This is a genomic window from Heliomarina baculiformis (assembly GCF_019966545.1).
GTDB classification, from domain to species: domain Bacteria; phylum Pseudomonadota; class Alphaproteobacteria; order Rhodobacterales; family Rhodobacteraceae; genus Heliomarina; species Heliomarina baculiformis.
This window is the reverse complement of the sequence record NZ_JAIMIC010000003.1, coordinates 275,725-289,089: the sequence shown is the minus strand read 5'-3', so window position 1 is coordinate 289,089 and position 13,365 is coordinate 275,725. Positions and strand designations below refer to the sequence as shown.

Below are 13,365 nucleotides of genomic sequence, written 5' to 3'. Positions count from 1 at the left end.
TTACTTCGAGGTTTTTTTCTTTTTCGACGATTTGGATTTCTTGGAGACTTTCTTTTTAAGCGCCTTGAGTTTGTCCGACATCTTTTTCGCCGCTTTTTCCAGTTTCTTCTTGGCGTCTTTTTTCTTGTTGGATTTTTCTTTGTCCGACTTCTTCTTTTCAGACTTCTTTACGTCAGATTTTTTGGGTTCTGCTTTCGATTTCTTGTCCGACTTGGTCTTTTTGCTCTTCTTGTCGTCGGTCTTTTTCGACTTTTTGACCGGTTTCTTTTTCGCAGGTTTCGCTGCTGTCGGGATCTCCGATTCCGGCTCGGCCTTTGGCTCGCCATTGTCTTTGGCCGGTTCGGCAAGAACGACAGGATCGGGAACGGGGGTCACGAGTTCCGGCTCGGGTGCGGGATCGAGCGCGGGGGCGTCGGGGCCACCTGCAACCTCTTTGGCGGCTTCGATCAGACGTGGCGCACTGGCGGCGCCGATGCCCGGTACGGCAACCAGTGCTTCGGGCGTGGCGGCGGCGATGCTTTCGGCGCTGTCAAAGCCGTGCTTTACCAGTGCCTCCGCAAGGGAGGGGCCAATTCCGTTAACTTCATTCAATGCTGTCATCTTCAGTCCTTTTCTGTGGGGCGGACAAGCGAGCCCTGCGCCGCCCCGCAATCGCGCCGATCAGGCCGCTTTCTTAAGCGCCTTCTTGGCAGACTTGAGCTTGCTCTCTTGACGGGCAACCTTCTTCTCGCGCTTTTTGACCTCGGCCTTCAGTTCCTTGATCTTAGCTTTCTTCGCCATGCGTATGTTCCTTAAATTTCAGTTTCATGCCAACAGCAATCTGCTGTGCGGCAAAGGCACATGTATCACAAAGCTATCTATTGTATATACAAAAGTTATACTTTTCTGAGCGGATTTCTGAGCCCCGTTCCTCAGGCGTTCAGCGGCGCGGCCTCACCCGAAGACGGGAAAGGCACCAGGCGCTGCTGATCCTCGTCCCAGAGCTTGAGGTTTAGCGCACGCACCGCCTCGGGGAATTTGATGCGACGGGGGGCAATGTCCTTAGGCAAGGCATAGTGGCAGGCGCGCAAGCGATAGCTGGGGATCCGCGCGTTGAAGTGGTGAATATCGTGCAGCGTGATGCAGGCGACGATATGGTCGAAAGCCCAGCCGAAATCGAGACAGGAGGACCCCTGCAACGCCGCGATCTGCGGGTCGAGATCCGGGCGACGGTCCCAGTAGGTGTCCTCAAAGTTATGCTGGAGATAGACGAGGAAGACGCCGATCATGCCGCCGAGAAAGCTTGCCCCCAGCCAGACCAGCACGCCGGTCCACCCGAAAAGCGCATAGAGCGAGCCGATATAGGCCGCGATGACGAGGTTATGGAGCAGCACACCTTGAACACCGAAACGGGTGGTGTTCTTGGGCCAGCGGTAGCGGATGAAATAGGTAAAGAGCGAGCCCAGCGGCACCAGCACGAAGGGATTGCGATAGAGCCGGTATTGCAGGCGTTGCCAGAACCCGGCCTCGTTCCATTCACGCAAGGTCATCGTGTGGATTTCACCGGTCTCGCGATGTTCGAGATTGCCGATATTGGCGTGGTGCAGGTTGTGGTTCTGCTTCATCACTTCGAACGGCGCAAAGGTAAACGGCGACAGGCCGTGCCCGGCCCATTCGTTTTGCTGGCGTGTCTCGAACAGGGAATGGTGGCCGCAGTCATGCTGCAAAACGTAAAGCCGCACGGCCGAAAACGCATGGATCAGGATCATCGGCGCGGCGATATACCAGGCCTCGATCTGCGTGATCGCGAAATAGAGCGAGGTAAAATACACCGCGAAAGTGCCGAAATAGCTTAGCGATGCCAGCCGGTTGTCCTTGTCACAATACTTGCGGGTGTGCTCTCGGAGATTCATGTCTTGTTTTGCCTGTCGCATCTGCGCGCAGAAATTTGCCGCGGCTATACCTATGCGCGCAACTTAACACTTTCTTAATATTTTTCAATTTGATCGGTATTAAAATTGCGCGGCGCGGCGATCAGGCGCTTAGATTTAGGACACCCATGGTTTCGAGTCCGGACAGGATTGAATCAACGGCAACCGTGGCAAGGATAATGCCCATCACGCGGCTGATGACGCTGGACCCGGTGGAGCCGATCAGTTTCTGGATCCTCGTGGCCAATAGCAACAGCACGAAGGTGAAGGCGAGGATGAGGATCAGCAACCCGGCGGTGACCGCCTGATCCTCGATCGACTGGCGGTGGTTGTCGGTCAGGATCACGACGGCGAGCATGGCGCCGGGTGAGGCGATCGAGGGAATGGCAAGCGGGAATACCGCGCCGGATAGGTCGTCATGGGCCGCTTCGTCGATTTCCCGCGCGGCCTTGGAGTCGCCAAAGATCATGGTTAGCGCGAAGAGCATCAGAACGATGCCGCCGGCGATCTGGAAAGTGCCAAGCCGCAGGCCAAGCGCTTCGAACAGGAACTGCCCGCCGACGAGGAAACCGAGCAGCACCAGCATGGCGATCAGGATAGCGCGCAGCGCATAGGCGCGATGCAGCCGCCGGGGCACATTGGCGGTGGCGTAGAGAAAGACCGGAATCGACCCGATGGGGTCGATGACCACGAAAAGCGTGATGAATTCGCGTATGATATCGGTCCAGTTCACCGGATTTTTGTGCCTGACATAATAGTTTAGGGGACGTTGCCCCTGTCTTGCCAAGGGTTTGGGTCGGATGCAAGGCGGCACAGGGGCGTAACAGTCGAGACCGGAGTTGGTCGCGGCGTTTTGGCACGGCTAAGCGGGCTTGGTTGCCTGAGTTTCGAGTGGGGTGGCTGGCGGCGCGGTCATACCAGAGGCCACCCATGTGGGAATAGCGGTTACTCGATACGAGTCAGATTATCGGACGGGAGGCCCATGGCTTTCGCAATGCACCGAATGTCCTCGGGGGTGATCCTCCGCTTGGGGCCGCGCATCAGGAGCCCCCAGTTATCGACATGATCGCGCGTCAGGTTCAGGAAACCAAGCAGGGGGCGGATCGGGGCGGGCGTCACGCCGGGGAAGTAATCGACATTCACTCGATAAGGGTTGAAGTCCATTGACTGAGCCGCGTGATAGGGCTTGTCCGAGGTGACGCGGCCGATGGCCGTGAAAGCCTGGACGGGCGCGCCTTTTCCCATGCCCTCACGCGGGGAATAGTAGACGAGCCAGTCGTCCCGGTGCAGCGCCTTGACGGCATCGTGCCTGCCGTGTCCCAGTTGCGCAAAGCCGCCTTCGACACCTGCGCTGACATGATCCGCAGAGGCAACACCGATCCAGCAGGTCATGGGTTCAGCCTTCCTGCGCTACGGTGTGGGCAGTGATCGTATATCCAAACGGATCCTCGAATGCGAAGTAGCGACCAAAGGGACCGTCCTTGGGCGCAAAGGCAATTGTCACGCCCTTTGCATCGAGATGATCATGCAGCGTATCGGCATCATCGCAGCCGAACCACAGGGAAACCCCGTGACCGAGAGGGCGCGTTGCCTCTAGATCGACCACCGGGGTGCGGACGGCGAAAGGGATCGGCCTGGTGTCGAACACAACCGCACCCGGAGGCGCGAAAGGTGCGGGAGTGAGACCGACAATATCGGTGTAAAAGACGCGAGCGGCGTCGAGATCTGCGACCTGCAAGCCGATGAAGTCAGGACCGATGAGATGGGGCATGTGGATTGTCTTTCCTGTGGGGAGGCGATAATATCAGGGGCCTGATATAATATAAGCCTACTGATATGAAAAGCGCCAAAACACCATCAACGTCAGAAGAAACGCCATTCGCGCCACAGGAGTCGCTTGGCTACGCAATCAAGCGGGCGCAACAGGCGCTGCGCCTGCATATGGACCGGCAGCTAAAGGATTTTGGTCTCACGGCGCCGCAATATAATGTCTTGTGCAGCCTCGAGGATGAGCCCGGCGCCTCGAACGCGCGTCTGGCGCGGCGGGCCTTCGTTACTCCGCAGACCATGCAGTCGATGCTGGTCAAACTTGACAGATTGGGCCTTATCGAGCGGAGCCCAGATGCGGAGCATGGCCGTATCCAGCGCACGCAGCTTACGGAAAAAGGACAGGACGTGCTGTCAAAGGCGCATCGGTCGGTTCTTGAAACGGAGAAGATCGCCCGCGAAGCGGCATCGCCGGACGCCGCCGCGATGCTGCTGAGGATCGCCGATGCGCTATCCTAGAGCATGGATAACGGGCTGCATCGCCGTGAGTTTCAGCCGCAAACCGGTGGCTTGACCGAATTTATGGCGGCCAAGGTTCATCGTTGGTAATCGCGGCAAAGTCAGCCGCGATTACCAACAAATGGCAAGCAAAGTATCAGGCGCAGCGCTACTTGCGACGCCCTTCGGTATGCTTGCGCAGCTTGCTGGGCGCGGCTTTTTTGCGGCCTTTATAGGGGTTCTTGTCGTTCTGCGAACGGATGTGCAGGCGGATCGGCGTGCCAGGCATGTCAAAGTCCTGCCGCAGCCCGTTGACCAGATAGCGCGAATAGCTTTCCGGCATCTTGTCGGGGTGCGAGCACATGACGACGAATCCCGGTGGCCTTGTCTTGGCCTGTGTCATGTAGCGCAGCTTGATCCGTTTGCCTTGCGGGGCCGGAGGCGGGTGCTGCTCGAGCATGCCGGTGAGCCAGCGGTTGAGCTGGGCCGTCGTGATGCGGCGGTTCCAGACATCATAAGCGCGCATGATCGCGTCATGCAAGCGGTCGAGCCCCCTGCCCGTCTTGGCTGAGACCGTGATCAGCGGGGCACCGCGCAACTGGGGCAGCAGGCGTTCGAAGCTTTCCTTGAGGTCGCGCAGTTTTTCCTGCTTTTCCTCTTCGATGTCCCATTTGTTGACAGCGATGATCACCGCGCGGCCTTCGCGCTCGGCAAGGTCGGCGATGCGCAGATCCTGCTGTTCGAAGGGGATCGCCGCGTCAAGGAGCACCACGACGACTTCGGCGAATTTCACCGCACGCAGACCATCGGAGACGGAAAGTTTTTCGAGCTTTTCCTGCACCTTGGCCTTGCGGCGCATCCCCGCCGTGTCGAAGAGCCGGATATGAGTGCCGCCCCATTCGACCTGAAGCGAGATCGAGTCGCGTGTGATGCCCGCCTCGGGACCTGTGAGCAGGCGATCTTCGCCGATGATCTTGTTGATGAGCGTGGATTTACCCGCGTTCGGGCGGCCTACCACGGCCACTTGCAGCGGCTTGGTCTTGGTGGGCTTGGGCGCGCCGATGGCGGCCTCGTCCTCGTCCACTTCTTCCGAGAGGGTCACGTCGGTTTCGGGCGCGTCCTGTTCGGCCTGTTCCTCGAAGGCGTCGGCCAGCGGCATCAATTGGGCATAGAGGTCGTTCAGACCTTCGTTATGCTCGGCGGAGAGCCGGATCGGTTCGCCAAGGCCGAGGCCCCATGCGTCGATAACGCCCGCATCGGCGGCGGAGCCTTCGGCCTTGTTGGCGGCAAGAATGACATGGGCCGAACGCTTGCGCAGGATTTCCGCGAACATCTGGTCGGTTGGCGTCACCCCGGCGCGGGCGTCGATCATGAAAAGGCAGATATCGGCCATATCAACCGCCCGTTCGGTCAGACGGCGCATCCTGCCCTGAAGGCTGTCGTCGTTGACCTCTTCAAGACCGGCGGTGTCGATCACCGTGAACTTGAGGTCACCAAGACGCGCCGCGCCTTCGCGCAGGTCGCGGGTCACACCGGGCTGGTCATCGACCAGCGCAAGACGCTTGCCGACGAGGCGATTGAAAAGAGTGGACTTGCCCACGTTGGGACGGCCCACGATGGCGAGAGTAAAGGACATGGCCTTGAGCACTTTCGAGTAAGACGAATGCGCCCTTTAGCGCATATCGCGCCTAACGGAAAGCGTGCAATTTTCCGTCGGAGCTGACTACGTAGAGCGTATTGCCCGCAACGACCGGTCCGGTGGTGGCGCCACCCGCGATCGGCACAGTGGCGACAAGCGCGCCGTTGTCGGGTGCGTAGAAGCGCAGGTAGCCGTCGCCCGAGGCCACGACAAGCCGTCCGCCCGCGAGGACAGGGCCGTAGTTGCCATAGACGGGGCCGCGTTTCTTGGGTCTTTCCTTGACGTTGGCAGGCAGGTCACGGACCCAGATCGTGTCACCGCTGCTGGCGTCGAGCCGCGCAAGCTGGTTGAGGTCGGTCACCGCGAAGACGCTGCCACCTACCGGCCAGACCGGGCTCATCGCGCCCTGACGGGCAGTCCAGCGGATCGCGCCGCTGTTGATGTCGATGGCTGCGGTACGGCCGGATTTGTTGCCCGCGTAAAGCGTGTTGCCCGAAACAACCGGCGCACCGGTGATGTCGCCGATACGGCTCGCGGCGCTGCCGATGCGTTTGCCGGCGACGGTGGCGCTCCAGCGCTGGGTGCCACCCTTGCGGAAGGCGGCGATCAGTTCGCCCGAGCCGAACCCGAAGACGACGTAGGGGCCGGCGATGGCCGGTGCGGGTGCGCCGAGCACATTCGCAACGCTGGGCACGGCCTTGATTTCCCAAGCGATTCTGCCGTCGGAGGTACGGATCGCCATGCCGGTGTCGTCGCCTGCCACCAGATAGATCAACCCACCGTCGATCAGCGGCGTGCCGCTGCCGGTGGCGCCGAGTTTCTGCTGCCAGCGGATCGCGCCCGTTTTGGCATCGAGCGCGGTCAGGCGGCCATAGCCGGAAGAAACATATAGTGTACCGTTGTCATAAGCGATACCGCCCCCGGTGCCCTGCTCTTCCTTGTCGGTAGCGGGAATCAGGTTGGTCTGCCATGCGACCTGCCCCGAGGGCGTCACGCCGGAAACCAGCGCACCGCTGTCGAGCGTGTAGATCAGACCGCCCGCGACCACCGGGTCGGCGGTGATGCGCACGCGGCGACCATCGCCCGAGCCGATGCTGGTGGACCAGACCTGCTGCGGCGCGACGCGCAGCCGCGCGTTCGAGACGCGGTTCGACTGGGTGCCGACCGCCTGCTGCCAGCTGGCATTGCCCACCTGACCCGGAATGGAAATGGCACGCGACACATTGTCGATTTCGTCGGGCTTCGGGGTAAGCGGACCGTCCTGAACCTCGGGGCGGATGGTTTCACGCTCACCGGGGAGGATGACTTCTTTCTCGCCACAGGCCGACAGGGTCAGCAGGGCAACCGCGCAGAGACCAAGACCGCGCTGCGCGAGCCTGCGGTTCTGGCGAGGCGGAATCGCGATGGAAGAATGCAGCGCCCGCGAGAAATTAAACGGTCCAATCATAACGTCTTGCCTGTCCTGTCACTTCCATCCGCCGTTGGGGTCAGTCTGACCCGGGCGTCTGCCTTCAATGTCCGTTAACCCTGTTGCGTCTCGGGGCGGCGTTCCGGCGTGCCGCCGAGCGCCACAATTGCTTGCGCGGCGCGTTGTTGCAAGTCGGCAGTCGCCTCGGCGTCCTGAAGAATCGACTGGAACCGGTCAATTGCGGCCTGCGCATCCCCGGATTCAACCGAGAGTAGCGCCAGTTGTTCCTCGGCGAGAAGCCGCAGCGGCGCACCGGCCACGGCGAGAGCTTCGAATCCGATCCGGCGTTCTTCGACCGGGAGCGTTTCCGTCTGCAGTGTCAGCGCCTTGAAAGCCGCGATCTGGCGGTAGATTTCAGGAAGATCGCCCTGCGTCGCGATATTGTTGAGCGCGGCAACAGCCGCATCGGTCTGGCCCGACTCGGCCTGGGCCGCCGCCAGCGAGAATTCCACGATTGCGTTGCCACCGGGCGTGTCGGCGGTAATCAGCGACAGGTCTGCGGCGCGTTGCTCGGCCTCGTTCTGGCGCATTGCGTTCAGCAGGTCATCGCCAAGCGCCTGTGCCTGCGCTTCGGCTTCGTTCTTGCGATATTCGTTCCAGGCGGCGCCCCCGACGACGGCGATGATCACGACCAGCGCAATCCAGCCATAGCGGCGGAAATACGCATAAAGACGGTCGCGACGGACCTCTTCGTTCACTTCGTCGATGAAACTGTCGGTATCGCTCATGCCTGTTCGCTTTTCCTGTGCCGTTTATCCCGCCGCCGTCAAAGCTGCGACAATGGCGGCCAACCCCTTGTTTTCCCAATCCCGGCGGCCGCAGAAAGTGCCTATGATCCGAGCAGATTGCCCCCTATTAACCTGCATGAACGCGCAAGCCAAGTGCATGCGGGACAACGGGCCTGCCTGCCCTTGCGAACGTAAGGGAAAAATCGTAAAGTGAACCGATCAGTTTAGTCCGCCGTATATCTCTTAAAAGCAATCATAGCCGCGCCAAAGGAACAGCCTCTGTCGCGCAAGTTTCTTGAGGAAGACCTAGATGCGCCTCATTCCGGTTTTTACAGCGCTGCTGGTGACCTTTGCGCTTTATGCGATCGTATTCGAGCGGGAGGCGCTGCTGGCTTTTGCGCGCGGATCGGAATCGACCGAGGCTGCGAGCCCGGAAGCCGGAGAGGAAATGGCGGCAGAGAGCGAGACCGCGTCCGAAACGCCGGAAAAACGTATCCGGGTGGTCGTTCAGCATTCTTCTGCGAAGACCATCGACAACGCGGTGATTCTGCGCGGCGAAACGGCGGCGGTACGTGAGGTCGAGGTGCGTGCAGAGACCTCGGCCACGGTAATTTCCGAACCGCTGCGCAAGGGGACTTTCGTAGAGGCTGGCGATGTGCTCTGCGAGCTTGATCCCGGCACGCGAGAGGCGGCTCTTGGAGAGGCGCGCGCCCGGTTGAAGGAGGCCCGCGCAAGGGTGCCCGAAACCGATGCGCGGCTGGAGGAGGCCCGTGCCCGGCTGGACGAGGCGATGATCAACTATCGCGCGTCTGAAAAACTCAGCACCGAGGGATATGCGTCTGAAACGAAACTGAAATCTGCCCGTGCCTCGGTCCGGTCGGCCGAAGCGGGAATCGCAAGCGCCACCACGGCTCAGGAAACCACGCAGGCGGGTATCGAATCCGCGGCCGCGGCGGTTGCCGCAGCGGAACGCGAGATTGATCGGCTGACGATCAAGGCGCCCTTTGCCGGTGTTCTGGAATCGGACACCGCCGAGCTGGGCAGCCTGATGCAGGCCGGGTCGCTTTGTGCGAGCGTCATTCAGCTCGACCCGATCAAGCTGGTCGGATACGTGCCCGAAACCGAGGTCGACCGGGTGTCGGTTGGCGCGCAGGCCGGGGCCGAGCTGATCGACGGACGGCAGGTGACCGGCAAGGTCACCTTTCTGAGCCGTTCCGCCGATCCAACGACGCGAACTTTTCTGACCGAGATCACCCTGCCCAACGAAGAGCTGAGCATTCGTGACGGTCAGACGGCGACCATCGCCATTGCCGCCAAGGGCGCAAAGGCGCACAAACTGCCGCAATCGGCACTGACGCTGAACAATGATGGCCAGCTTGGTGTGCGCGTGGTGAACGAAGGCGATATTGTCGCCTTTGTGCCGGTAAAGTTGTTGCGCGACGAAACCGGCGGCGCCTGGGTGTCGGGCCTGCCGAAGGAGACCGACGTGATCACCGTGGGAACGGATTTTGTCACGGATGGTGTTCACGTGCAGCCGAGCTTTCAGGAGCCGCTCTGATGATCGGGGTCGTCAACTGGGCGGCTGACCGTGCCCGCATGGTCATCGCCTTTATAGTCCTGTCGCTGGTGATCGGCGGGTTCGCCTATTGGAGCCTGCCCAAGGAGGGCGAGCCCGATATCGAGATCCCCGCCCTGATCGTCTCGGTGCAGTTCCCGGGCATCTCGGCGGAAGACAGCGAGAAGATGCTGGTCAAGCCGATGGAGACCGAGCTGGCCGATCTCGACGGGCTCGACAAGATGAGTTCGACCGCGTCGGAGAATTACGCCAACGTGGTCATGGAGTTCGAGTTCGGCTGGGACAAGACGGCGATCATGGCCGATGTGCGCGATGCGATGAATGCGGCGCAGGCCAAGTTCCCCGAAGGAGCCGAGCAGTATTCCATCGCCGAGATCAACTTTTCCGAATTTCCCATCGTCATCGTCAGCCTGACGGGCGAAGTGCCGGAACGCACGATGGCGCGTGTCGCCAAGGAGTTGCAGGATGATCTTGAAGCGCTCGAGCCGGTGCTTGAGGCCGGGATCGCGGGCAACCGTGACGAGATGCTCGAGGTCATCATCGATCCGCTGCGGCTGGAGTCCTACAACGTGACAGCCATCGAGCTGATCAACACGGTGCAGAACAACAACCAGCTGATCGCGGCGGGTGAGGTCGAAACCGCGCAGGGCACTTTTAGCGTCAAGATTCCGTCTTCTTTCGATGAGCCGCGCGACGTTTATGCGCTTCCAGTCAAGACGAATGGCAACCGGGTCGTGACGCTGGGCGATCTGGCCGAGATCAATTTCACCTTTGAAGACCGCATCGGAACGGCACGTTTCGATGGTGAAAGCACGGTTGCCTTGCAGGTCGTCAAGCGCAAGGGGTTCAACCTGATCGACACGGTGGATCTGGTCAAGGAAACCCTGGAGGCGTCACGGGCGAAATGGCCGGCGGAATTGCAGGCAGCCATCGACATCGGCACGTCGAACGACCAGAGCCGCGTGGTCGGGTCCATGGTTGCGCAGTTGGAAGGCTCGGTCCTTACGGCGGTCGCACTGGTGATGATCGTGGTGCTCGCCGCGCTTGGCAGCCGGGCGGCGCTGTTGGTGGGGTTTGCGATTCCGACGTCGTTCCTGCTGTGCTTTGCCTTCCTTGCGGTGATGGGCGTGTCGATTTCCAACATCGTGATGTTCGGCCTGATCCTTGCGGTAGGGATGCTGGTCGACGGGGCCATCGTGATCGTCGAATACGCGGACAAGCGCATCAAGGACGGGATCGGCCCGATGCATGCCTATGTCGAGGCGGCGCAGCGCATGTTCTGGCCGGTGGTGTCCTCGACCGCGACGACGCTTTGCGCCTTTCTGCCGATGCTGTTCTGGCCCGGTGTACCGGGAGAGTTCATGGGCATGTTGCCGGTGACGCTGATTTTCGTCCTGTCTGCCTCGCTGATCGTGGCGCTGATCTATCTGCCGGTGATGGGGGGCGTCACGGGGCGGATGTCGCGCGTTTTCAACGGTATATCCGAGTTTCTTCGGGCGAGACTGCCTTGGGTCGTGCGGGCGCTGCTGGTGCCGCCCTCGCTTTACCTGATGTTCCTTGGCGCAATGCAGGTCCTGAACCCCACCTACCTGTTGCCTGCCGGCACGCCGGATGTGGCGGGGTCGCTTTTCGGCGCGGCGGTCTTCCTTTTCGGTGCTTTCGCGGCCTCGGTCACGCTGGGGGCGGCGCGGATCGAGCGGCGCGAGAAACGCGTGCGCTCGGGCCACCGGCTTTCGCCCTTCGGCTGGGTCATCAAGCTGATCGCGGGCAACCCGATCATGCCGATCGTCGCCATCGGATCGGTCTTTGCCGGGGTGATCTACGTCGCCTTCGTGCTGTTCCCGGCCAATTCGCGCGGCGTCGAGTTTTTTGTAGAAACCGAGCCCGAGCAGGCCTCGGTCTATGTGCGCGCGCGCGGCAATATCTCTCTTATGGAATCGGACGCGCTGGTGCGCCAGGTCGAGGACGTCATCAAGGCGCACCCGGCGGTCACCAACGTGTTTTCCTTTGCCGGGGACGGCGGGTTGAACGTGGGCGGACCGGCGGCGGGACAGCAGCCTGCCGATACGGTTGGTCAGGTCCAGTTCGAGATCGTACCATGGGAAGACCGCCCCACCGTCAACGAACCGATCCTTGGCGGGCGGTTCGAGAAACATGTCACCGCGCCCGAATTTGACGGCAACACCGTGATCGAAGAGTTGAATGCGGAGCTGGCCAAGCTGCCGGGGTTCGAGGCCGAGATCAAACCGCTGGAACAGGGTCCGGGCTCGGGCAAGCCGGTGCATCTGCGCCTGATGGGCGACAACTGGGACGAGCTGACCGAAGCGGCCAAGTTGGCGCGTGCGCAGTTCGAGGGGACGCCCGGACTGATCCAGATCGAAGATACGCTGCCCCTGCCCGGTATCGACTGGCAGATCGACGTGGACGTGGAAAAGGCAGGCCGGTTCGGTGCCGACGTCGCGACAGTGGGCGCGATGGTGCAGCTGATCACGCGGGGTCTGCTGCTTGACACGATGCCAAGCGACACCTCCGACGAAGAAATCGAGATCCGCCTGCGCCTGCCCCAGCAGGATCGGGTTCTGTCTACGCTGGATACGCTCAAGGTGCGCACCAGCGATGGTCTTGTGCCGCTGTCCAACTTTATCACGCGCAAACCGGTGGCCAAGCTGGCCTCGATCAGCCGTTTCGACCAGCAGCGCTATTTCGATGTCAAAGCCGATGTCGCGCCGGGTCTGTCGCGGATCACCGGCGCAGATGACAGCGTGCTGGCGGTGGTACACGAGGTGCCCGAAGGCACCACGACCGACCGTCCCACTGTCGAGAATGCCGGTGGCAACAGCTTTACGCTGGTGTCGCTGGGCGAGGCAGGCAGTCTGGACGCGGTGCGCGAGGCGCTGGCCTCGGGAGAGGCCCGCTTTGTACCGATCAATCCGAACGAACGGATCGCGGCGCTGACCGAATGGCTGGAGACTGATCCACTGCCGTCGTCAGTCACCACCCAGTGGACCGGCGATCAGGAGGAACAGGCGGAATCCGGTGCCTTCCTGCAAAACGCCTTTCTGGGTGCGCTGGGGCTGATGTTCATCATCCTGCTGGCGCAGTTCAACAGCTTTTACAACTCGGTGCTGGTGCTGCTTGCGGTGGTGCTCTCTACCACCGGCGTGCTGATCGGGATGATGGTGATGAACCAACCGTTCTCGATCATCATGACCGGGACCGGCATTGTCGCGCTGGCCGGGATCGTGGTGAACAACAATATCGTTCTGATCGATACCTACCAGGAATACGCGCAGTTCATGCCGCGGGTAGAGGCGATCATCCGCACGGCCGAGGATCGCATTCGCCCGGTTTTGCTGACCACCATCACGACGATGGCCGGTCTGGCGCCGATGATGTTCGGCCTCAGCCTCGACTTCATCGGCGGGGGTTATTCGATCAACTCACCAACCTCGCTCTGGTGGAAGCAACTCGCGACGGCGGTGGTGTTCGGCCTAGGAATCGCGACGGTGCTCACGCTTGTCGTCACCCCGTCCTTCCTTGCGTTGCGGGTCTGGATTTCGACCTATGCGCGCTGGATCGGACAGTTGCTGGCGCGGTTGACCCTTGGCCGCTCAAGCCGGATCGCCCGCGACATGCGGCTGCGCAAAACCGCCCGCAAGATGCCGGTGGGCGACCTGATATGGGACGACATGAAGAGCAACTTTGCCCCGGTATCCGATGATGCCGACTCCGCGCCTCCCGATTTGAGCAAGCCGATGCGGGCAGCCGAATAGCGCGAG

Annotated in this window: 11 protein-coding genes; 3 read left to right on the top strand and 8 right to left on the bottom strand. The window is 61.2% G+C overall.

What is annotated here, in order from left to right; genetic code table 11:
* The 5 genes from MF268_RS08490 to MF268_RS08470 all read right to left on the bottom strand — a co-directional run bounded on the left by MF268_RS08490 (position 1) and on the right by MF268_RS08470 (position 3,681).
* Entirely contained in the window at positions 1-651 is a 651-nt protein-coding gene (locus MF268_RS08490) for a helix-hairpin-helix domain-containing protein (RefSeq protein ID WP_238370437.1), read from the bottom strand.
* A gap of 260 nt (positions 652-911) precedes the next feature.
* Entirely contained in the window at positions 912-1,892 is a 981-nt protein-coding gene (locus tag MF268_RS08485; protein WP_238370436.1) for a fatty acid desaturase, read from the bottom strand.
* A gap of 121 nt (positions 1,893-2,013) precedes the next feature.
* On the bottom strand, positions 2,014-2,643 hold the full coding sequence (locus MF268_RS08480) for a MarC family protein (protein WP_238370435.1): 630 nt from the start codon (positions 2,641-2,643) through the stop codon (positions 2,014-2,016).
* A gap of 212 nt (positions 2,644-2,855) precedes the next feature.
* The gene (locus MF268_RS08475; RefSeq protein ID WP_238370434.1) at positions 2,856-3,302 is read right to left on the bottom strand and encodes an EVE domain-containing protein; all 447 of its coding nucleotides are present in this window, start codon (positions 3,300-3,302) and stop codon (positions 2,856-2,858) included.
* Positions 3,303-3,306: 4 nt separating this feature from the next.
* Positions 3,307-3,681: a VOC family protein gene (locus MF268_RS08470; protein WP_238370433.1), complete on the bottom strand. Its 375-nt coding sequence runs from the start codon at positions 3,679-3,681 to the stop codon at positions 3,307-3,309.
* Positions 3,682-3,746: 65 nt separating this feature from the next.
* Between MF268_RS08470 and MF268_RS08465 the strand changes: the two genes are divergently transcribed.
* Positions 3,747-4,196: a MarR family winged helix-turn-helix transcriptional regulator gene (locus MF268_RS08465; RefSeq protein WP_238370432.1), complete on the top strand. Its 450-nt coding sequence runs from the start codon at positions 3,747-3,749 to the stop codon at positions 4,194-4,196.
* Positions 4,197-4,344: 148 nt separating this feature from the next.
* Here MF268_RS08465 and der read toward each other — a convergent pair whose 3' ends face one another.
* The 3 genes from der to MF268_RS08450 all read right to left on the bottom strand — a co-directional run bounded on the left by der (position 4,345) and on the right by MF268_RS08450 (position 8,010).
* Positions 4,345-5,811 (bottom strand): ribosome biogenesis GTPase Der, encoded by a 1,467-nt coding sequence (gene der, locus MF268_RS08460; RefSeq protein ID WP_238370431.1) that lies wholly within the window; start codon positions 5,809-5,811, stop codon positions 4,345-4,347.
* Between the two features lie 52 nt (positions 5,812-5,863).
* Positions 5,864-7,261 carry an outer membrane protein assembly factor BamB family protein gene (locus tag MF268_RS08455; protein WP_238370430.1) on the bottom strand — a complete coding sequence of 466 codons (1,398 nt, stop codon included), beginning with the start codon at positions 7,259-7,261 and terminating at the stop codon, positions 5,864-5,866.
* 74 nt (positions 7,262-7,335) lie between these two features.
* Positions 7,336-8,010 (bottom strand): tetratricopeptide repeat protein, encoded by a 675-nt coding sequence (locus MF268_RS08450; RefSeq protein ID WP_238370429.1) that lies wholly within the window; start codon positions 8,008-8,010, stop codon positions 7,336-7,338.
* A 310-nt stretch (positions 8,011-8,320) separates the two neighbouring features.
* Between MF268_RS08450 and MF268_RS08445 the strand changes: the two genes are divergently transcribed.
* Positions 8,321-9,568 (top strand): efflux RND transporter periplasmic adaptor subunit, encoded by a 1,248-nt coding sequence (locus tag MF268_RS08445; RefSeq protein WP_238370428.1) that lies wholly within the window; start codon positions 8,321-8,323, stop codon positions 9,566-9,568.
* On the top strand, positions 9,568-13,359 hold the full coding sequence (locus tag MF268_RS08440; protein ID WP_238370427.1) for an efflux RND transporter permease subunit: 3,792 nt from the start codon (positions 9,568-9,570) through the stop codon (positions 13,357-13,359). The genes MF268_RS08445 and MF268_RS08440 overlap by 1 nt, the downstream gene beginning before the upstream one ends.
* Positions 13,360-13,365: the final 6 nt, after the last annotated feature.

Coding starts and splice junctions, on each gene's coding strand:
- MF268_RS08440 (WP_238370427.1), top strand. CDS start 9,568: ATGATCGGGGTCGTCAACTGGGCGGCTGACCGTGCCCGCATGGTCATC.
- MF268_RS08475 (WP_238370434.1), bottom strand. CDS start 3,302: ATGACCTGCTGGATCGGTGTTGCCTCTGCGGATCATGTCAGCGCAGGT.
- MF268_RS08450 (WP_238370429.1), bottom strand. CDS start 8,010: ATGAGCGATACCGACAGTTTCATCGACGAAGTGAACGAAGAGGTCCGT.
- MF268_RS08445 (WP_238370428.1), top strand. CDS start 8,321: ATGCGCCTCATTCCGGTTTTTACAGCGCTGCTGGTGACCTTTGCGCTT.
- MF268_RS08470 (WP_238370433.1), bottom strand. CDS start 3,681: ATGCCCCATCTCATCGGTCCTGACTTCATCGGCTTGCAGGTCGCAGAT.
- MF268_RS08465 (WP_238370432.1), top strand. CDS start 3,747: ATGAAAAGCGCCAAAACACCATCAACGTCAGAAGAAACGCCATTCGCG.
- MF268_RS08455 (WP_238370430.1), bottom strand. CDS start 7,261: ATGATTGGACCGTTTAATTTCTCGCGGGCGCTGCATTCTTCCATCGCG.
- der (WP_238370431.1), bottom strand. CDS start 5,811: ATGTCCTTTACTCTCGCCATCGTGGGCCGTCCCAACGTGGGCAAGTCC.
- MF268_RS08485 (WP_238370436.1), bottom strand. CDS start 1,892: ATGAATCTCCGAGAGCACACCCGCAAGTATTGTGACAAGGACAACCGG.